General features: G+C 46.7%; 20 protein-coding genes. 14 read left to right on the forward strand and 6 right to left on the reverse strand.

Going from position 1 to position 20228, the window contains the following annotated elements:
• Positions 1-12: 12 nt before the first annotated feature.
• The gene (locus C4S60_RS20305) at positions 13-2031 is read right to left on the reverse strand and encodes an alkyl/aryl-sulfatase (protein ID WP_103882123.1); all 2019 of its coding nucleotides are present in this window, start codon (positions 2029-2031) and stop codon (positions 13-15) included.
• Between the two features lie 108 nt (positions 2032-2139).
• Here C4S60_RS20305 and C4S60_RS20310 point away from each other — a divergent pair, with 108 nt between their 5' ends.
• Positions 2140-3051, forward strand: a complete 912-nt coding sequence (locus tag C4S60_RS20310; RefSeq protein WP_103882124.1) for a LysR family transcriptional regulator — start codon at positions 2140-2142, stop codon at positions 3049-3051.
• 333 nt (positions 3052-3384) lie between these two features.
• Here the strand turns inward: C4S60_RS20310 and C4S60_RS20315 are convergent, their stop codons facing one another.
• Positions 3385-5124, reverse strand: coding sequence for a methyl-accepting chemotaxis protein (locus C4S60_RS20315; RefSeq protein WP_160111391.1), 1740 nt, complete (start codon positions 5122-5124; stop codon positions 3385-3387).
• Between the two features lie 167 nt (positions 5125-5291).
• Positions 5292-5996 (reverse strand): DUF445 domain-containing protein, encoded by a 705-nt coding sequence (locus C4S60_RS20320; protein ID WP_103882126.1) that lies wholly within the window; start codon positions 5994-5996, stop codon positions 5292-5294.
• Positions 5997-6310: 314 nt separating this feature from the next.
• Here C4S60_RS20320 and C4S60_RS20325 point away from each other — a divergent pair, with 314 nt between their 5' ends.
• Together C4S60_RS20325 and C4S60_RS20330 are read left to right on the forward strand one after the other, a co-directional pair.
• Positions 6311-6766, forward strand: coding sequence for a hypothetical protein (locus C4S60_RS20325; protein ID WP_103882142.1), 456 nt, complete (start codon positions 6311-6313; stop codon positions 6764-6766).
• A 2-nt stretch (positions 6767-6768) separates the two neighbouring features.
• Positions 6769-7842: a porin family protein gene (locus tag C4S60_RS20330; RefSeq protein WP_103882127.1), complete on the forward strand. Its 1074-nt coding sequence runs from the start codon at positions 6769-6771 to the stop codon at positions 7840-7842.
• Between the two features lie 92 nt (positions 7843-7934).
• On the opposite strand, the gene C4S60_RS20335 is transcribed toward C4S60_RS20330, so the two are convergent.
• The gene (locus tag C4S60_RS20335; protein WP_103882128.1) at positions 7935-8855 is read right to left on the reverse strand and encodes a polyprenyl-phosphate transporter; all 921 of its coding nucleotides are present in this window, start codon (positions 8853-8855) and stop codon (positions 7935-7937) included.
• A 388-nt stretch (positions 8856-9243) separates the two neighbouring features.
• Here C4S60_RS20335 and phnF point away from each other — a divergent pair, with 388 nt between their 5' ends.
• Genes phnF through C4S60_RS20390 form a run of 11 tightly spaced genes read left to right on the forward strand, consistent with a single transcriptional unit; the run spans position 9244 to position 17922 of the window.
• Positions 9244-9939, forward strand: a complete 696-nt coding sequence (gene phnF, locus C4S60_RS20340) for a phosphonate metabolism transcriptional regulator PhnF (RefSeq protein ID WP_103882129.1) — start codon at positions 9244-9246, stop codon at positions 9937-9939.
• Positions 9940-10386 carry a phosphonate C-P lyase system protein PhnG gene (gene phnG / locus C4S60_RS20345; RefSeq protein ID WP_103882130.1) on the forward strand — a complete coding sequence of 149 codons (447 nt, stop codon included), beginning with the start codon at positions 9940-9942 and terminating at the stop codon, positions 10384-10386.
• A gap of 55 nt (positions 10387-10441) precedes the next feature.
• The gene (phnH, locus tag C4S60_RS20350) at positions 10442-11092 is read left to right on the forward strand and encodes a phosphonate C-P lyase system protein PhnH (protein WP_103882131.1); all 651 of its coding nucleotides are present in this window, start codon (positions 10442-10444) and stop codon (positions 11090-11092) included.
• Positions 11083-12189, forward strand: a complete 1107-nt coding sequence (locus tag C4S60_RS20355) for a carbon-phosphorus lyase complex subunit (protein WP_103882132.1) — start codon at positions 11083-11085, stop codon at positions 12187-12189. The genes phnH and C4S60_RS20355 overlap by 10 nt, the downstream gene beginning before the upstream one ends.
• A complete protein-coding gene (locus C4S60_RS20360; RefSeq protein ID WP_103882133.1) occupies positions 12186-13085 on the forward strand; it encodes an alpha-D-ribose 1-methylphosphonate 5-phosphate C-P-lyase PhnJ in 900 nt (299 codons plus the stop codon). Before C4S60_RS20355 ends, C4S60_RS20360 begins: the two co-directional genes overlap by 4 nt.
• The gene (phnK, locus tag C4S60_RS20365; protein WP_103882134.1) at positions 13082-13924 is read left to right on the forward strand and encodes a phosphonate C-P lyase system protein PhnK; all 843 of its coding nucleotides are present in this window, start codon (positions 13082-13084) and stop codon (positions 13922-13924) included. Before C4S60_RS20360 ends, phnK begins: the two co-directional genes overlap by 4 nt.
• A gap of 24 nt (positions 13925-13948) precedes the next feature.
• Complete coding sequence (phnL, locus tag C4S60_RS20370) at positions 13949-14704, forward strand: phosphonate C-P lyase system protein PhnL (protein WP_103882135.1); 756 nt, start codon at positions 13949-13951, stop codon at positions 14702-14704.
• A 14-nt stretch (positions 14705-14718) separates the two neighbouring features.
• Complete coding sequence (phnM, locus tag C4S60_RS20375) at positions 14719-15852, forward strand: alpha-D-ribose 1-methylphosphonate 5-triphosphate diphosphatase (protein ID WP_103882136.1); 1134 nt, start codon at positions 14719-14721, stop codon at positions 15850-15852.
• 3 nt (positions 15853-15855) lie between these two features.
• Positions 15856-16494: a ribose 1,5-bisphosphokinase gene (phnN, locus tag C4S60_RS20380; protein WP_103882137.1), complete on the forward strand. Its 639-nt coding sequence runs from the start codon at positions 15856-15858 to the stop codon at positions 16492-16494.
• Complete coding sequence (gene phnP, locus C4S60_RS20385) at positions 16494-17261, forward strand: phosphonate metabolism protein PhnP (RefSeq protein ID WP_103882138.1); 768 nt, start codon at positions 16494-16496, stop codon at positions 17259-17261. Before phnN ends, phnP begins: the two co-directional genes overlap by 1 nt.
• 10 nt (positions 17262-17271) lie before the next feature.
• The gene (locus tag C4S60_RS20390) at positions 17272-17922 is read left to right on the forward strand and encodes a DapH/DapD/GlmU-related protein (RefSeq protein ID WP_425275148.1); all 651 of its coding nucleotides are present in this window, start codon (positions 17272-17274) and stop codon (positions 17920-17922) included.
• Positions 17923-18035: 113 nt separating this feature from the next.
• Here the strand turns inward: C4S60_RS20390 and C4S60_RS20395 are convergent, their stop codons facing one another.
• Together C4S60_RS20395 and C4S60_RS20400 are read right to left on the reverse strand one after the other, a co-directional pair.
• Positions 18036-18854, reverse strand: a complete 819-nt coding sequence (locus tag C4S60_RS20395) for a helix-turn-helix transcriptional regulator (protein ID WP_103882140.1) — start codon at positions 18852-18854, stop codon at positions 18036-18038.
• Positions 18855-18885: 31 nt separating this feature from the next.
• The gene (locus C4S60_RS20400; protein WP_103882141.1) at positions 18886-19650 is read right to left on the reverse strand and encodes an EAL domain-containing protein; all 765 of its coding nucleotides are present in this window, start codon (positions 19648-19650) and stop codon (positions 18886-18888) included.
• Positions 19651-20228 lie beyond the last annotated feature (578 nt).

Consider the following 20228-nt stretch of genomic DNA (forward strand, 5'->3'; position numbering starts at 1 on the left):
TTTTTAGGGTTGTTATTTCGTCGGCATCGGTAAGATTTCAAACATACCGTCAAACTTGTCGAGTGTTGCCGCGAGCTTCCCAATCAGTTCACCATCGCCTTTGATGCCAGCCTGACCGGACTTAAGCAGTTTATCCAGAGTGGTTTGACCCAGCGCCAGCTTAGTTAGATCAGCTTTGTGAATAATAAGTTCCACATCCGTTTTAGGCAGAGTGTCCACTTCAATGTTGCTCATATTGGCATTAGACACTTCACCATAGTAACGCTCTTCGACGTCAGGATGATAAAGACCAAAGCTGAAGTCTAAGCCCGCTTTCTCTGCTTTTTCGGCATTCAGGCGTACAGCGATAAAGTCTAAGAACATGCCTGTTGGTGTATTGGCGATGACGTCAGACGAAGCCAGCTTGATAGACGGCATGATTTCGCCAGTTCTCAGTTCTACCGCTCCCTGAAGGTAAGAGTTACGCCATGCCATGGTTTCTGACTGGTAACCTTGTTGTTCAAAACTGTCCGCCAGTGCAAAACGGTAGTCCAGATTGTTTGGATCACACTGAACCAAATCATTCAGAAGTTGTGACGCTTGCTGATACTCGCCATTATTAAAGTGTTCAAGTCCGGCTTTATAGAGGACATCCGCTCCCGCAGCATTAACATAAACACATGATTTGTCCTGTGTTTTTAGAGGGTTGGTGTTGACCGGATTCATATCATGGTAACCAAGGTACAGGTTCACCACCGCACGGGCATTGTGGCTGTATGAACCATGGTAGCCGTTGGTATGCCAGGTTTGTTTTTGAGACTCAGGAACCAGACTTTCGATTTTGCGACCAACATCGTGAATGGTGACTCCATGGTTAGCCAGACGCATTGCCTGATTGTGGATAAAACCATAGTTATCACGTTGTAGCGTCATGTATTCAGCGATTTCGTTACCTTCTGTGTTTGGATTATTCCAAACAGGGGCAGAGTGTGCTGCATGAATGTTGTCGACCAAACCAGAGTCCACAAAACGCAGTTTTAGCTCGGTCAGGTATTTGGTCCAGACGAGAGAATCACGAACTTTCGCTCCGCGGAAAGTATAGATGTTATGCATACCATCGTAAGTCAGCTCTGCGGTGTTTAGTGAGCGATATTGCGGAACGTACAGTACGATTTCAGCAGGCGCTTCAGCGCCAGGCATGTTGATAGCGTGGAACTCTACACCATCAATGGTAACGACTTTTTCTCTCGTTTCGATTTCAGTGGTTGGAGCAACCAGTGTGACTTCACCGCGCGATGTGCCCAGACCTAGCGCATTGTCGACAATACCTTTGGCATCATTAGCCAGTGTTGTTCCATATTGATAGTTGGCTCGACGTCCCATTGCTGTACCAGCAATGACGTTTTCATCGGCCAGTTCTTTAATAAAGTCTTTTGGCGCGTAGATCTTAGCGTCTTTGGCAAAATCTCCGGACTCGTAGATACCTCGGGATCCACCGAAGTGATCGGCATGCATGTGAGAGTAGATCATGCCTGTGATCTTGTGCTCACCATTAATTTTTGGAAGGTGTGCTTTGGCGAAGTCCCAAGACGCCGCTGCGGCCTCTTTGGATAACAAAGGATCGTGGATCACATAACCATTGTCTGTGCGGTAGATCGTCATGTTTGAAAGATCGGCGCCGCGGATCTGGTAAACGCCATCAGTGACTTGGTATAAACCACCAGCAGCGTAATTCAGCATGCCCTGACGCCAGATCGATGGATTAACGGTTGGTGGAATTTCATCGACAGACATCTCTGCCATATACTGGAAGCGATTTTTTAACTCACCAGCCGCATGATTACCAAACTCGGCAATGAGTCCTCGTTGAGTACGTTCAAACGCAGACACATCATGCCATGGAAGGGTTGCTGCCAACGCTTGGTTTGCTTCCAGAGTGTGGGTACTGGCAGGCTTGCCTTGATAATCTTCCAGGCCGATATAGTCAGCTGTAGCATTAAAAGAAGCAAAAACAGCAAGGGCGATCGTGGTTGGAGCGAGTTTACGGTACATAGGTGACCTCATCACAGATTGAAACGGGAACACATTCAATATATCGACTTGACTCATAACAAAACATGCATAAAAATTTAGTTAATACATAACCAAGAGCTATGTTTCATGAATCCATCAGAGTTTGACCTCAATCTTTTCAGAGTGTTTTTAACGGTTTATCGTTATCAGTCTATTACTGTTGCAGCAGAGGTTTTGCAACTGACTCAACCTGGGGTTAGTGGCGCGCTGAAGCGGCTACAGAGTCAACTGGGCGAGAAACTTTTCGTGCGAGATGGACGAGGGATTGCACCTACCCATCTGGCTCATGAAATTGCTCGTCAGATTGAACCTGCACTGGATACCATTGAGACTACAATCAGCAGTGTGCAGGACTTCAGCTTACACGGGAAACGTCGTTTTGTTGTGTATGCACCGGAACCGGTGATGTTGGTACTTTTGCCGAAAATCGAAGCAGACGACTCGTTGGGGAATCGAGAAATCGTGCTTTATCCGACACTCGCTAGCGAAGAAGCATTGTTTGATCGATTGAACTTACGTCAGGCGGATTTGGCGATTGATTTTGCCCAGTTTTCTTCCCCTTCCTACTTCTCTGAGCAGTTCTTTACTGATCAGATTTGCGTGATAGCCAGTCACTCCCATCCTAGAATTCAGGGCAGTATTACGTCGGAGCAATATTACCAAGAAAAGCATGTCACTCTTAAATTAAGGCGTGAAGATGTATTTCTGGCGGATTACTTTACCGAAGAACATCTGAAAGGAAGAAAGGTTTCGGTTGAGTGTGATTCATTGTTGGCCTTGATGGCGCTAGTCGCCAGCAGTGAAAGTATAGGTATGGTGAGTCTTAGTATTGCGAAGCTATTTTCAGAGCGCTTGGGCATCCAAATATTGAACGTGCCATTTCGCTCTCTGCCAATCAATTATATGTTGCTTACTCACAATCGTGAGCAAAACAGTAAAGCGAACTGCTGGTTGAGAGAAAAGCTTCTGTCCTATGTTAGCGAATTACAGCGGCAATAAGATTTACTGCTTCAAATGTTATCCTATGGTTAACAAATAACCCTAAGGTGGTAGGGGGGATAGGGTTGCTGATTTTTTGGGCTGTGACCTGAATCTAATAGTCGATAAATTGCTGATATAAATGAAGTTTGTGACTTGAATTGAGTGCGATTATAAAACTAGAATGAGGTGACCCTCTGATTTAAGGGTCACCTAGCCAACTGACGTTGTTAGTGAACGACTCTTGTTCACACGTTAAACAGCCAATCGCAGATGAATTCGCGATTGGCTTTTTTCTTTTGGGGTGACTAGAAGCGATTTAAGTAGGAGCATCAAATCGCTCAAGTTTAGTCATCAGACTTTGAACTGTTCTACCGTTGTCAGTAGCTGCTGATTGCGGCCTTTGAGTTCATTGGCGTTCTGTGTGGCTTGTTCACCGTTATTGACCAACACGTGAACCATGTCCTGAATAGAGACCATGTTCTTATTTATTTCTTCTGAAACCGTACTCTGCTCTTTCGCTGATGAAGCAATTTGTGCAACGAGCACATTGATATCGTCGGTAAACTGCATCATGGCATCGAGTGAACTGGTTACATCACTGGTTTGTTCTTCGTATAGCTTGCAACGATGCTTGGTGGATTCCATATTGGCGACTACGGCCTCGTTGCCAGCGTGAAGCTTGGCCAGCATGTCGTTAATCTCTGATGTGCTTTGTCGTGTTCTCGATGCGAGCGCTCGCACTTCATCAGCAACCACCGCAAAACCTCGTCCCTGTTCGCCTGCTCTGGCGGCTTCAATCGCTGCATTAAGAGCCAGAAGATTCGTTTGCTCGGCAATATCGCCAATCACTTCCAGCGTATCACCTATCTTTTGAGTATCCCGGCTCATAGCCACGATCGCTTCCGATGTTTTGTCGACTTCAGCCACCAAAGCCTGCAAACTGGTCAGGGCTTCCTGAACAACTATTTTAGACTGAGCGCTGGCTTGATTGGCCGTTTCAGTATGGGAAGAAGCCTGAAGTGCATCGTTAGCGACAGTGTCTGCCGACGCACTCATTTCATGAATCGAGGTGACCACCTGATCCATTTCAGTCTGATGTGACTGAAACAGCTTTTGATTTTGCAGAGTCTGCTTTTCTAACTGGATAATAGATCCACTGGTCTCGTTGCAAGACTGAACCACATTGCCCACCAATGCCTGAAGTTGAGCAATGAAGGTGTTGATGTCACGTGAGATCTCACCAAATTCGTCATTCGATTCAACCTTGAGACGCTGCGTCAGATCCGCTTCACCACTGGCAAGATCGCTGACGACAGTTTTCAGAGAGGCGATGGGTTTAAAGATCATCGCGATCAATACCATGCTTAATGGGGCTATGATCGCTGCGGCAATCAACAGGGCGTAAGTGATCTTTTGACTGACAGCAGAAGCATTTTGCTCAGTAAATGCAGTATCAACAAACGCTTTTAACGTCCAGTTGCTGTCGTGAACCTGTATCGGCATGGACTGTTCGGTCAGTTCACCTGGCTGGAGATTGGAGAAGACTTTATTATTGTTTGAGTCGTACAGCTCCATGTAGGTACCGGGAATAGCCGCGCTGTTCAGGGAGTCAGTCAGGAACTGTAAATCCAGTTCGTAGATAGTGCCGGTTTCTGCGTCTACCGGTACGACGATCCGAACCAACGGTTTGTCTTCTTGATAAAAGACGTCGCCTATCGTTAGCTTACCTTCAGCTGCAGTTAGCATGCCCTTGTAGTGCTGTACTGCGTTCTCCTCATCGATCATGCCACTCTTATCAAAAAACAGCCCGTAAGTGATTTTGATGATGTTGTAAAAATCAGTTTTATCTATGATATCAGCAACTTGAATGATACTCACATCCAGTGACTGTGCCAGTCGAATGCTGTCGGCGATATTCTGGGATATCCCCCTGTCGATCAACTCCATTTGCGCGTTTATTGTTTGTTTGTCGCTGGTCTCAATATAGTTTTCGATGTGGTAGCTGGCACTAAAGTAGGAAGTAATGATGGTGACCAAAATAATAGAGATCACCATACTGTACAGCTTGGCCTTAAAGGTTATTGATTGCATTGTGTTCATATCCATACGTAACTTATTGATGAATATGATAAAGATAGAGGCTTGCTATGTATGTGATGAATGTATAAATGTTGGCTATTATTTGTTCTAATCTGGCGTTTGGCCATAAAAAAGGGCTCTGCTATGGCAGAACCCTGTCATTGGATATTTCTAGCGTGTTATACGAAGAGTGATGAGATAACGCCAATTGCTCCCCCAAACACACCGCCCCAGATAACCAGCCAGCCCAGGTGCTCTTTGATCATCTTCTGAACGATCTCTTTAACGAGCTTAGGGGTGAGCTCACTTAAACGTTGGTCGATGATGGCTTCGACATTGTTTTTGACTTCATCAAGTATAGCAGGGGATTCCAGTTGCTCGATAAGTGCTTGTTTGACCGAGTCACTCTGGCTGATGTCGATAACCGATTGCTGCATTTTCTCTATGAACGGTTGCTTCATTGGTTGCAGTGCTTCTGCGCCACCAAACATAGCCAGCATGCCGCCAAACTGGGAGTTTTCAATGACCTCGACCAGCGAATCAAAGGCTGGGTTAAAGTCGACTTTCTCCAACACAGGCTCTAGATCGATGTTCAGCCCTGAGTTCATTTCCTTGTTAAGAAAACGGTCGATGTTTTCGCTGGTAAAAAACTGCTCCATCATTAGATGTTTGATGGCGAGTTTAAAGTCTTCAAAGCGAGCCGGGATGACACCCGAACCGTACAATCCGGGCACTTTTTCAAACAACATGTGAATCGCGAGCCAGTTGGTCACGGCACCGGAGAATGCGAAAAGGCCCGCGTAAAGGGCGATAGTATTGTCGAGTTGATAACCGGCTCCGAGCAGTGCCAGAGCAGTGATGTTAGTAATCAGGCTTTTATTCATGAGTTCATGGAGAGTAAATAACGTTGTGCTGATTCTAGAGAAAAATGGTGAGTAGAAAAAGTAACATTTTCAATATGCAATGAGATTGGCCGGTGATGCCGCTTATCATGGTTCGCTTTATCCGGTACCAATCGAGTCGCCCACGGTGTTGACTGACTCTGAGGTAAGGACGGTGATATTTTTTGGTGACACATCATACTAACCATCAGAAAAGTTTGAATTTTGTTTTTATTTTACTAGCTTAGTTCGTATAAGAATGGAATCGGTAAGAGACTGATTATATGAATCATTACTGCAACGCAGTGGGCTACGAAATGAAAGGAATTATCAGTAGCTTTGCCTTCATTGGCCTGGCTCTGTTATTGCTCTTTTCTTTTGATAGTCGTGCTTTCGCAGCCAACGAATACGCCGTGTTTACCCTCAATCAAGAGTTTGACGAACTAACACGAAGCAAAGCTAGAATGCTTTATCGTGGCAAAGCCAAATCGCTCCAGGGAACGCGAATTGAGTTGTCAGACTGGCCTGAAAGCTCCTCAGAGCGCTCTGAATTTTACCAATCATTATTAGGAAAAGATGTCGCACAAATGAATGCCTACTGGGCCAGTTTGTCTTTTTCTGGTAAGGCCCGTCCCCCTAAAGAAATGGACAGCGCCAGTGTCAGCAGTCTGGTGATCTGGCTTGCAGAAAAGTCTAACCGTATTGGCTATGCCCCTCTCTCCGAGATCCCGGCTGAGGCTAACGTCCTTTATGTTGTTGGTAAGGAGCAATAATAATGATAAAACAACTTGTTGTGTTATGTGCGGCCTTCATGACGTTACCTGCTTTGGCTGCGATTGATATTACCGACAACTTTTCTGTGAGCGGTTTTGGCTCAACATCATGGGCGCGCTCGGATAACAGTACCCCTCTATTGGTGAATCGAGAAATTGCCAATGAAAACTGTTGGGATTGCGATACGGTGTTTGGGATCCAGGCTGATTACTATCAGGGTGGATTACATGCTTCTGCTCAGGTAGTGAAACGACCTCAAAAGCATTGGAGTGAGCCCCATCTTGAGTGGGCGTATTTAGGGTATTCTTTTTCGGACTGGCAGGCTACCGTTGGGCGTCAACGCCTTCCTTACGGTCTTGCCTCTGAATATTTCTATGTGGGCCATGCCTATACCGCTGCCAGATTGCAACAAGACTATTATAACTCGCTGTTAGGCATTACTTCATATGATGGTGTGAGTCTGAAATGGAGTTCGTCATTAAATGACTCAACGCTAATTTCACTGGTGCCATTCTATGGGATGGGGACCGACGGAGAGTTTATTCGTTACACTTCTCAACTATCACTCAAGTTCAAATCTGATTATACCTATGGGGTCAATGGAACACTTGAAGGCGATCAGTACAAACTGAATCTGGTTTACTTCCGCTCAAAATATCAGGAAATTGCTCGATTTGATCAACTTGGTTTAGTTATTGATGACACGCCGAAAGTGCATTTTGAACTCTATTCTCTTGGCTTTGAGTATGATTTCCAGCCGGTCAAAGTGACCATAGAGGGGCAGAAAAACGACGAGAACGCGGCGTGGTATCTGCAAGCCGATTATCGACTTCAGTCATTCGTGCCTTATGTGAGTTACGGCCAATCATTTAACGGCGACTATGACATGACCAATGATACTTATACGGTGGGACTTCGCTATGATCTGATCTACAACGTGTCACTGAACGCCGAGTGGAACAGGCTGCAGTCTCAGCAGAATGAAAATGGCACTTATTATCGCGGGGCTTTTCTTGATGCTCCAAGCGAACCTTCAGCCAACTTATATACAGTGATGGTGAACTTTGTGTTCTAACACCAGTTATTGTTGGAGTGGTCTGCGTTTAGAACCAAAAAAGAGGGCGACTGATATCAGTCGCCCTCTTTTCAGACTAGCGGGTGATGCAGTTATTCACCATTTTCCGCCACCTTTTCAAGTGCCAGAACCAGGCCAATTGCTGCCAGCATCAATACGACTGCAATCGCCAGTTGTGATGGTTGACCCGTTACTGACTCAAAGTTGAACGGTGACAGGTTCTCTTGAATAAGCGGCACTTGCTCTCCTTTAGAGTTAATGCGCCAAGAGATGGTTTCTTTCCATGGCCATAGTTTTGGTAATGTACCTAGCATTAGACCAGTCAGGAACACTAATGCGAAATCACGGTAGCGTTTTAGTAACCATGACAGGACATGAGAGAATGACAACAGACCAATCAAACAGCCCATCGCAAACAGTGCCATTACGTCGATTTGTAGACCCTTCACAGCGCCCAATACCGGCGTGTACATACCTAGTAGTAATAGAATGAAGCTGCCCGAGATACCAGGAAGAATCATGGCACAAATTGCGATACAGCCAGCGAAAAAGATGTTGATGCTGGTTGGGTCCATTTGCAGTGGTTTTAATACCGTGATGCTGTAGGCGAATACCGCACCAAGTAATAAGAACACGAAACGCGATAGTGTTTTGTGTTCCACTTGTCTCATCATGTGATAAACAGACACCATGATCAGGCCAAAGAAGAAAGACCACACAGGAACTGGATGGGTTTCTAATGCCCACGAGATGAATTTTGCCAGTGACAGAATGGAGGTCAGAATGCCACCAAACAAAGCAATCAAGAAAAAGCCGTTAATATAGTTGAACGCCGCTTTGAAGCCTTTACGCTTCCAGATGCCAAGCAGGCTTGGGTTTACACGGCGAATGCTCTCCAACAGTGTGTCGTAAATACCGGTGATAAAGGCGATAGTACCGCCTGATACGCCAGGCACGACGTCTGCCGCACCCATCGCCATTCCTTTTAAGAATGTAGTCAGATAGTTCTTCATGATTTTTTCTTGGTTTAAAAAGTTGATGCAGAGTATACCCAAGTTGTTTCAAGATGCACTAATCAATTCGCGCAACAATGAACCAACTTATCAGGTCAAATTAATATGAATTTAGGGTTTATATATGTCAGCGAAACATCGGCAAAAGTTCCGCTGGAAAGTAAATAAAACCAAAGCTTCAGGCTTGTCTAGACAACTGTTTCATACCGCTAATCTGTTGCGATTTTGCAACCAAACCGACACGTAAGCGTCATATTCCACCCGCAAAGTACTTCTATCGACTGGACGTTCTCAGAAAAATAAACGGGGAAAGTTAGCCCAATACCTACATTTCCCTTGGCTGCAACTGAGAACTTATCTAGACAAATCATCAGGTACAGGAGCCACTATGCCCGTTTACTTAGACATTGCTATCGAACTGGAGCAAGAAGTTCGCGAGCGATACGCGCCGGGGGACTATCTGCCTTCAGAAGGGCAACTTGCCAAACGTTTTGACGTCAACCGACATACCTTGCGTCGTGCAATCGATGAATTGGTGAGTACTGGCATGGTTCAACGTCATCAAGGCAAAGGCAATATGGTGATACGGCAGCCTAGTGAGTATCACGTGCATTCGGGCGCGCACTTTACCAAGAATCTGATTGAACAAGGGGCAAGGCCGCGTTGCGAAGTGATTCAACATCGAGTGCTTGTCGCACCTATGGACATCGCAGTCAATCTTGGCGTCTCAGAAGGCAGCAAGATCATCCATATTCGCACACTGCGAAAAACCGAAGAGTGTCCTCGTACCATCATTGATCACTACTTAGCCAATATAGAGTGGTGGAGCATTTTGAAGAATTACCAAAGTGGTTCATTACACGAATTCATTAAACGTGGGCTCGATATAGAGCTTGAGCGCAAAGAGACCCGAGTGAGCGCCAAAACGCCAACGGGTGAAGAGTGCCGGTTGCTGCAAATTACACAAAGCACACCAATTCTAAGAGTAAAAACCAAGAACGTTATCAAGGGAACCAACATGGTGGCCGAGTTTTCGACCTCCAATAGCCGTTCCGACGCAACTGAAATAGTAATGGAGCATTAAATGACTGCTGTGAGCGAGAGAGCAAGCTGGATGTCAACACTGGCACAAAGTCAGAAGAACGAGTTAGAGCAACTGTGGCACGAAACCAAGATTGAAGCGAGCTATCAGATGGTGCGTCAACCCGAAATCGGGTTGGCACAGGTCCGTGCTCGAATGGGGGGGAGCGGTCGTGAGTTCAATATGGGCGATGCGACGATCACTCGAGCTGTCGTCAAATTGGCCAGTGGGGAGATGGGTTACAGCTACTTGCGCGGTCGCAATAAAACGCAAGCAGAGCTGGCTGCCGTCATTGATGGCCTGCTACAGACCCAGTCGCACCATGAGCAGTTGATGCGCATGGTTATTGAACCCTTAGCGGCGATGAAACAAGAGCAGCATCAACTCAGAGCAAAAGAAGTGGCGACCAGTAAGGTGGACTTTTTCACCATGGTACGCGGTGAAGATTGATTCAAGGAACATGAACAAGTTTGGTTTAACGAATTAACCAAGTAAGGCAGAGATAATGACCACAATTACTACTGCATTTGAAGATGCAGTCCACGACAGCCAGCAGTGCTTCAGATTACTGCTTAAGGCGATGTCTGAACCGGGTGAGCTAGTCACTCTAGATAGAAGCGAAGGCTTTGGCGCGATGCAAAAAGCAGCGACACAAACCTTGTTGAGCTTAAGCGACAATGCCACGCCGATATGGCTTTCAGAGTCACACCTAAAAGACGCCGTAATTCGTGAAAATATTCGCTTTCACTGTGGCAGTCCGGTCACCGAAATACAAAACAATGCCAGCTTTGCTGTGATTGCTGAACAAGATTTGGCTGATTTTGATTGGAACAACGCCACATTTAGCCTTGGCTGTGAAGAGTACCCGGATCAGTCTACGACGGTCATCGTTGAGCTAAGCAGGTTGAGCAGCTTGGGCAATGGTTCGGTCGCGAATCAATCCAAAGGTGACATCACGCTAACGCTATCAGGGCCGGGGATCGAATCACAATCGGTGTTGAACATTGGTGTTGTATCTCAGGAATTTCAGCACTTCTTACAAGGACGCCAAGAGCACTTTGCCTTTCCACTTGGTATCGATTTGGTCTTGGTCAGTGACGAGATCATTGCCTGCCTACCACGTACCACACTTGTCGAGGTGAACTCATGTATGTAGCAGTAAAAGGTGGTGAGAAAGCCATTAACAACGCCCATCAGCTACAGGCTAAAAAGCGTCGTGGTAATACTGAACTGGCTGAACTGACAGTGGCACAAATTAGCGAGCAGCTCTCTGGCAGTGTTGATCGTGTGATGACCGAAGGTGGTATATATGACCGTGAGTTAGCCGCACTGGCTGTAAAGCAAGCGAACGGCGATCTCGTAGAAGCAATCTTCTTACTGCGTGCTTATCGCACCACGTTGCCGCGCCTTTCGGTTTCACAGGCTGTGAACACCAGTGAAATGCGTATTGAGCGCCGCATCTCCGCCACTTATAAAGATCTGCCTGGCGGCCAAGTATTGGGGCCGACGTATGACTATACCCATCGTCTGTTGGACTTTAGTTTGATTGCTGAAGGTGAAGCACCGCGAGTGGACACCTCAGATGTTCAAGCGATGGAAACTTGCCCTCAAGTGATGAGCATTCTTGAAAATCTCGACTTGATGACGACTGAAGAAGATAACCAACAAACCCCAGAAGATATCACCATGCATCCGGTGAACTATCCATGTGATCGCAGTGCGCGATTACAGAACTTGGTTCGCGGCGATGAAGGATTCTTGCTGGCACTTGGCTATTCGACGCAGCGCGGCTATGGACGACATCACCCGTTTGCTGGCGAAATCCGCATCGGTTTCTGCGATTTAACGTTGGTACCTGAGGAGCTCGGCTTTGCTATTGATATCGGTGAGGTTGAGCTGACCGAGTGCCAAATGGTGAATGGGTTTGTGGGTAGCAAGACAGAGAAAGCCAAACTGACACGCGGCTATGGTTTGACGTTTGGTTCGACCGAGCGCAAGGCGATGTCGATGGCGCTGGTGGACCGCTCGTTGCAGGCGGCAGAGTACGACGAAGCCGTTGATGGTCCGGCTCAGGACGAAGAATTTGTGTTATCGCATTCGGATAACGTCGAAGCGGCAGGCTTTGTCTCGCATTTAAAACTGCCTCACTACGTGGACTTCCAAGCAGAGCTAGAGCTGCTTCGTAAGATGCACAAAGAGGATGATGAATTGATTCAATCGCAAGGCGAACAAAACCAGGAGAGCCAGTCATGAGCCAAGTATCAACCCATACTCAGGCGCAAGGTGTGACCGGCTACAACTACGGTTACCTTGATGAACAAACCAAACGAATGATTCGTCGCGCTCTGCTCAAAGCGGTTGCCATTCCGGGCTATCAAGTGCCGTTTGGTGGTCGAGAGATGCCAATGCCATACGGCTGGGGAACCGGCGGCGTTCAGATCACCGCAGCGATCATCGGTCAAACCGACACGTTGAAAGTGATTGACCAAGGCGCCGACGACACAACCAACGCAGTTTCCATTCGAGAGTTTTTCAAGTCGGTGGCGAGTGCGAAAACCACCGAGAAAACCGTAGACGCCTCGATCATTCAAACGCGTCACCGTATTCCGGAAATTACCCTCGATAAAGATCAGATCTTGGTGTATCAGGTGCCGATTCCAGAGCCGCTGCGCTTTATCGAACCGCGAGAGACGGAAACGCGCAAAATGCACGCGCTAGAAGAGTACGGAATCATGCACGTCAAACTGTATGAAGACATCGCACGATTTGGTCACATTGCGACATCTTACGCGTATCCGGTTTGCGTCAATGATCGCTACATCATGGACCCTTCACCGATCCCTAAGTTTGATAACCCGAAAATGGACAATATGGCAGCGCTTCAGCTGTTCGGTGCGGGTCGTGAAAAACGAATCTATGCCATTCCGCCATATACCAAAGTGAAGAGTTTAGATTTTGAAGATCATCCATTTGAAATCCAAAAATGGGATGAACCGTGTGCCATTTGTGGCGCAACGGACACCTTCCTTGACGAGGTTGTTATGGATGACAAAGGCAATCATATGTTCGTTTGTTCAGATACTGATTACTGTTCACAGCAAGTAGAACAACACACCATCCATGCTAAGGAAACGGAGAGTCACGCATGAGCACGTTAGCGGTAAAACAGCCAACATTTGACACCAATACCTCTGATGTAAGTGAGCAGCCACTATTGTCGGTTCGTAGCCTCACAAAGCTTTACGCACCAGGAAAAGGCTTTACCAATGTCTCGTTTGATTTGTATCCCGGCGAAGTGCTAGGCATCGTGGGCGAGTCGGGTTCAGGCAAAAGTACCTTATTAAAATCACTGTCGGGTCGCCAAACGCCAGACAGCGGTGAAGTGCTTTACATCCGTGGTCGCGCAGAAGATCAGGTGACGCAACTCGAAGATCTCTATTTGATGGCAGAGAGTCAGCGTCGTCAATTACTGCGCACTGAGTGGGGCGTTGTGCATCAGCACCCGATGGATGGACTTCGCGGCCGTGTTTCTGCGGGCGGCAATATTGGTGAACGTTTAATGGCCGTGGGCGAGCGTCATTATGGCGACATTCGAACGGCATCAACCAAGTGGCTCACTGATGTAGAAATTCCTCAAGACCGAATTGATGACATGCCAACGACGTTTTCTGGTGGTATGCAGCAGCGCTTGCAGATCGCTCGCAACTTAGTGACTCACCCGAAACTGATTTTTATGGATGAGCCGACAGGCGGATTGGATGTGTCGGTGCAGGCAAAACTCCTCGACCTGTTGCGTCGCCTTGTCACCGAACTGGAACTGGCTGTCGTTATCGTCACTCATGACCTAGCGGTGGCGCGTTTACTGGCTCATCGACTGATGGTGATGCGTCGCAGTGAAGTGGTAGAAACTGGGCTGACGGACCAAGTGCTTGATGATCCACAGCACCCTTACACCCAATTACTGGTTTCGTCCGTGTTGCAGAACTGATGGCTGAATAAAGGAATTACCAACATGACAACTGAAACAAAAATCATCGTTTCCAATGTAAGCAAAACCTTTGTTCTGCATAACCAAAATGGCATTACTTTGGATGTGCTGAACAACGCCAATTTTAGCGTCGCAAGTGGCGAGTGTGTGGTGCTTAATGGCCGCTCTGGTTCTGGGAAGTCAACCTTGCTACGGGCGCTTTACGCCAATTACCTTGTGGATACGGGCGACATCGAAGTCGAGCATCAAGGACGCTGGGTCAATATTGCTAAGGCGCAGCCGCGTGAAATCATCAATGTTCGCAAGCATACCATTGGTTGGGTTAGTCAATTTTTGCGCGTCATTCCTCGTATTAGCGCATTGGAGGTGGTGATGCAGCCGATGTTGGAAATGGGTGGCTGCCGCGATCAAGCTGAGCAAAAAGCGAAAACACTGCTGACTCGTCTTAATGTACCAGAGCATCTTTGGAACCTTGCTCCGGCCACGTTTTCCGGTGGTGAGCAGCAACGCGTGAATATCGCTCGAGGCTTTATCGTCGATTATCCCATTCTGCTGTTGGATGAGCCTACGGCGTCGTTAGATGCCACCAACAGTGCGGTTGTGGTGAATCTGATTCAAGAAGCTAAGGATCGCGGCGCCGCCATTGTGGGGATTTTCCACGATGAAGCGACTCGAGATCAGGTGGCTGACCGTTTGTATGACGTGAAGAAACAAAACGAAGCCACTCAACAGGCCGAGCAGGGCAGTGCTCAGGCAACCCCCATCTCAGCATGCGCATAACGGGAGAAAGCAGCATGATTATCACCAATGTAAATTTGGTTCTTGAGAACGAAGTAGTAAAAGGCTCATTAGAGCTCCGTGACGGCAAAATCGTTAGCATGTCAGATTCACAAAGTCAGGTGGCAGGCGCCTATGACGGAGAAGGTGACTTTCTCATGCCGGGTTTTATTGAGTTGCATACCGACAACTTAGAGCAGTACTTCACTCCGAGACCGAAAGTGGATTGGCCGCCTTTCTCGGCGATGAGTGCGCATGATACTCAGTTGATTGGCTCAGGCATTACCACGGTGCTGGATGCAGTGGCGCTGGGTGATTTTCGAGATGAGAAACGTCAAACTAACTTGGATCTGTTCATCAACACTGTGGTGGATAGCCAAAAGCGTAACCTGACTCGTGCCGAGCACCTACTGCACCTTCGCTGCGAAGTACCCCATGAAAGCACCGTCGGAATGTTTGAGAAATATGTCGACTTACCGGAAGTTCAGTTGGTTTCGTTGATGGACCACGCGCCGGGTCAGCGCCAGTTTGTGGATGTAGAAAAGTATCGCACTTACTATCAAGGCAAGCACAACCTAACGGACAGTGAAATGGCGGCGTTTGAGAAGAAGCAAGTAGTGCTTTCTGAGCGCTGGTCGACGCAAAACCGCAATGAAATCTGTCGTCAGTGCCGCGAACACAGCATCCCAATGGCGAGCCATGATGATGCGACAACGGCACATGTTCAAGAGTCAAAAGACTTAGGCATGGTGATAGCAGAATTCCCAACGACAGTGGAAGCGGCGAAGCGCTCTCATGAGCTTGGGCTGAAAGTGCTGATGGGCGCCCCCAATGTGGTTCGCGGAGGGTCTCATTCCGGTAATGTGGCCGCGCACGAACTGGCCTCTCACGGTGTACTAGACATTTTATCGTCAGACTATTACCCAATGAGTCTGCTAGAAGGTATCTACAAGTTATCGTGGGATGAGCGCAACACCCTAACATTGCCGCAAGCAGTTCAACTGGTCACCAAGAATCCGGCGCAAGCACTGAGCCTTGATGATCGTGGCGTTATTGCGGAAGGGAAGCGTGCCGACCTCGTATTGGCAAAACAAGTGGATGGGCATCCGTTGGTCGCTCGAGTATGGCGACAAGGCAAAAAGGTGTTTTAGCCGATGACCAATAACACACTATTAGAAGCATCCTCGGATGCTTCTTTTTCATCTACGGCGGACTACGCCAACGCATCAACAAAGCGCAAAGGCAAACTCTATTATGTGATAGGTCCTTCAGGTGCAGGCAAAGATACCCTGATTGATGCCATTCGTGCCGATCATCCTGAAGATATTATTGTTGCCCATCGCTATATCACGCGTCCTTTTGGTGCCGGTGGTGAAAACCATGTTGCCGTTAGTGAGCAAGAGTATCTATCAAGGCAACAAAAAGGGCTATTTGCCATGAGCTGGCAGGCCCATGGGCTGTGCTACGGCGTGGGGCTAGAAGTGAAAACGTGGCTAGATAAAGGCTTTTCTGTTTTGCTGAATGGCTCGCGTGCGGAACTGGCTCAAGCGCAGCAATGTTTTGGCTCAGATCTGGTTCCGATTGTGGTCAATGTTGAGCTAGACGTACTGCGAACTCGATTGCAACACCGAGGACGAGAATCCAGCGAAGAGATTGAACTCAGGTTACAGCGCGCCACCGAATTTGCCTTATCGAAACAAGAGGGTTTTTACCCTATTGATAACAGCGGCGACGTGCAATCGAGCGCTAAGCAGTTCCGCTATATTCGTTCTCAGCTTGAAGGGAAGTCGTGATGAAACTTGTCATGTTGGGTACAGGAAACAGCGCCATGGTGCCTGTTTGGGGCTGCGACTGCGATATATGTGCCGAAGCAAGGCATGATAGGACACTAAGACGTGAGAAAAGCTCAGCCTATGTTGAACACAATGGCCGTAAGCTGCTGTTAGATGCCAATGCCCCCGATCTTCTGGATCGTTTCCCATCCGGGTCGATCGATAAGATTCTGTTAACGCATTTCCATATGGACCATGTGCACAGTTTGTTTGATCTTCGCTGGGGTAACGGAGCGCCTATTCCTGTACATGCGCCTGAGGATGAGCAAGGGTGTGATGATTTGTACAAATACCCCGGCGTATTGGATTTCTCGCAGCGCTCACTGCCGTTTCAATCTTTTATGTGGCAAGACATCACCATCACGCCACTTCCACTCAATCACTCTCGGCCTTGTGTGGGCTATGCCTTTGAGCTGAATGGCCGCTGCATCGCTTACTTGACCGATACCAATGGACTGCCAGATGCGACGACGCAGTGGCTCAAGCAACGCTCTGTGGACTGGATTGTCACCGATTGCAGCTTTCCCCCCGTCGAGTGCGAACAAACAAGACTTAGCAATAACCATAACGATATCTACCAAGTACAGAACATCGCTGAGCAATGCCAGTGTGAGCGTATTGGCCTGATGCATTTAGGTCACAACGTTTTGCTTTGGGCCAGGCAACACCCGCAGTGTTTTTCTGACAGATTTCAACTTCTTCATGACGGACAGGAGATCCCACTATGAGCCAGCCTCTATCGCCAACCCTCTCTGCCGAGCCGAGCCGAGCCGAGCCGAGCCGAGCGTATCGCCGTGCAGCCAATTACATCGCACGCAGCTGGGGCGCTGGACTGAGATTACGCAGCGATGCGTGTTAAATAACGTCACCGTTGGTGATTACAGTTATATCCAAAATGATTGCAATTTGATGTTTACCGAAGTGGGAAAGTTCACCTCCATCGCCGCCGCTGTGCGCATCAATCCAAGCAATCATCCATGGTGGAGACCAACTTTGCACCACTTCACTTATCGTCCCGGTAAATACGGTTTGGGAGATAACCCTTCGGTATTGGATGATGAAGTGTTCAGTTGGCGTGAAGAAGACAAAGTAGTGGTCGGCCATGATGTTTGGATTGGTCATGGCGCGATCATTTTGCCAGGTGTCAACGTAGGTAACGGCTCTATTATTGGTGCGGGGAGCGTAGTGACAAAAGATGTCCCTGCTTACTCTATTGTGGTCGGTAATCCGGCGCGAGTCCTGCGCCCGCGTTTCGATGATGACAGTTTCGGACCTCGCTTAGAGGCACTGGCTTGGTGGAACTGGAGTGACGAGCAAATTGCGTTGGCATTGCCTTGGTTCCAGAAAGATACCGCGGAGTTTCTGGTGCACTTCGAAACACAGCGGTGAGCAGTAACGGCAAAGTTCAGCGCTGCTATGTTTGTGCATGTCAGCGCTGAGTGAGCACAGGTTGTTTGCTGTCTACTAAAGTTGGCTAGCGGCAGATCTTGATTGGTAGGCTTTTAGTATTCGTCCATAATTAGCGCCATCCCTTCAATATCAATCAACTTTGACTCACTGACGAGGCAGCTTGGCGTATGACCATAATGCCTGGAAAAGGTCCGACTAAAGTAGTTCTGGCAGTTAAACCCGCTCTCTGTTGCGGCTTTTTTGATTGATTCACCAGATAAAATCAATGAGACCGAATGTTTGAGCCTGACCGTGTTGAGCAACTGTTTAAATGTAATGTTCTCACGTTTGAGCTCATGGTTCAGGTAAGCTTTGCTAACGCCAATGATTTTAGCCACTTGCTCTGTGCACCAGGGCGCTCTAAGGTCGGTTTGAATACAGTGAACAATACTGTTCAGTATTTTAGGTGCAATCAACATGTTCGCCTTGTCGTACTCGCTACAGTTGTCCAAGAAACCGATGAATGCGAATACGCTAAGAGAGTCAACCAGACAACACTGAGGAGTGGCTTGGCAATGTGTCACGCAAGAATCAAAATAGTCGTTCACCGAATAGCGGGTGTCCGGCTCGGTATTTTGACAGTGATGATATAAATAGTAGTTGTCGACAATGCTTCTAAATTTTTCCTCAGAATAAGCAAATCTTTGAAAATAAGACGGCTTCCTGCCGTCTTTTGCTCTCAATGAGAGCTGACATTTTGAGTAAGCAGGAATGTAGACAATACCTTCGCCATCGATTTTTGATATCTGCCCGCTGACACCAATATAGCCTACAATGTTACGTAATCTGGCATAGATATGCCTGGTTACATAGATGTTCGTAATTATCTGTTCATCAGTAGATATTATGTTCTTAAATGTTACGCTTTTCATTCTGGTTTTAGTTATTTATAGTTATTTCAGCCTATGCTGTGTAAGCCTCTATTTGCTTAAAATCTAATAATTCAATGGCTTCGTTTAACGAAAGTGGATAACAATAGTGGTAACCTTGATGGTAAACACCACGATTGAGAAATCCGACCCGTTGAGAATCTGATTCTACACCTTCCAGAATGATATTATCGCAATGGAAACTGACTAATCCAATCAACAGATTAATCATTTCGAGGCTATCATCATAATATAGGTACTCCCGGTCTAACTTTACGATGTCCCATTCCACAGACTGCAACGCAGCAGTTTTTAAAGAGTCTTTATGGTGATAGTCATCTAGCCATAAGCTTACCCCTGATTTTTTTAATTTTGTGATATTCCCTTTCGCCTTATTCAAACTTTTAATGCTATCGATACATGTGATTTCAATGGCAATCGGGCAATTGATCACCTCAATAACCTGCTGTACAAAAACATCGTCGGTAAGACATACTGATGGAAGATTGAACGAAAGAAGCGCATTATGGGTATTAATGAAGGGCAGAAAACAGTGTAATTGACACAAAAAAATCTCTTTTATAAATTCATCATCGATGAGCTCAAAAAAATCTTCATTATCCAACTCTTCTCCACTTGTATTAACTAAGTGAGATAATACCTCAAAGGCGAATGTTTTATAATCTAAGGGGTTAACGATTGGTTGCAGCCTAAACTCAAATGTAACGTACTCTTTAGCACTATATTCACAGTAAATTGTATGTTTGTCAGTAGTTATTTCTTTAATACATAATTTCATCTACTTTTCCTAGCCAATAAGCACAAAGCTTATATTCACCATACTATATGCAACAAGCATGTAAAGCAGTTTATTGAATGTATAGAAAACAATAATTTTTGTATGCATAGTCAAAAAAACGTCATGAATAAACAAGAGCCTGCCATTAGCAAATGTCAGTCTAACTATAGTTGATTTGTGTCAACATTGTGGTGAACAACATTTGTTAACAGACAATCTTGATCTCACAGGCCACAATCCCTTGTTTAAATTTAGAAGATTTATAGGTTTAGGTTTTATAACGATTATAGATATTACTTGTGGTTATATCAAAAACTCGCAGAGTTCATTTCAGAACAATGATCGCTTTCATTATTATCCATTGCGTAAACAGAATCGCACATATACTCAAGTGACCTCAAGATGCAGGACTCAGAGATTCATCAAGGAGTTCAGTTCAAGGAAAATAGTTGAAGGAATGGCTATTCCCTTTCGAAGCTATTTGACGCAGAAATGAGCACCTTGATGAGCTCCCAAAGGGCAAGTTTACTTGGCTTATATGCTTTGTTAGCGATTTTCGATTTAGAGCCACTAGATCT

It is taken from the genome of Vibrio hangzhouensis, assembly GCF_900107935.1.
Lineage (GTDB): Bacteria > Pseudomonadota > Gammaproteobacteria > Enterobacterales > Vibrionaceae > Vibrio > Vibrio hangzhouensis.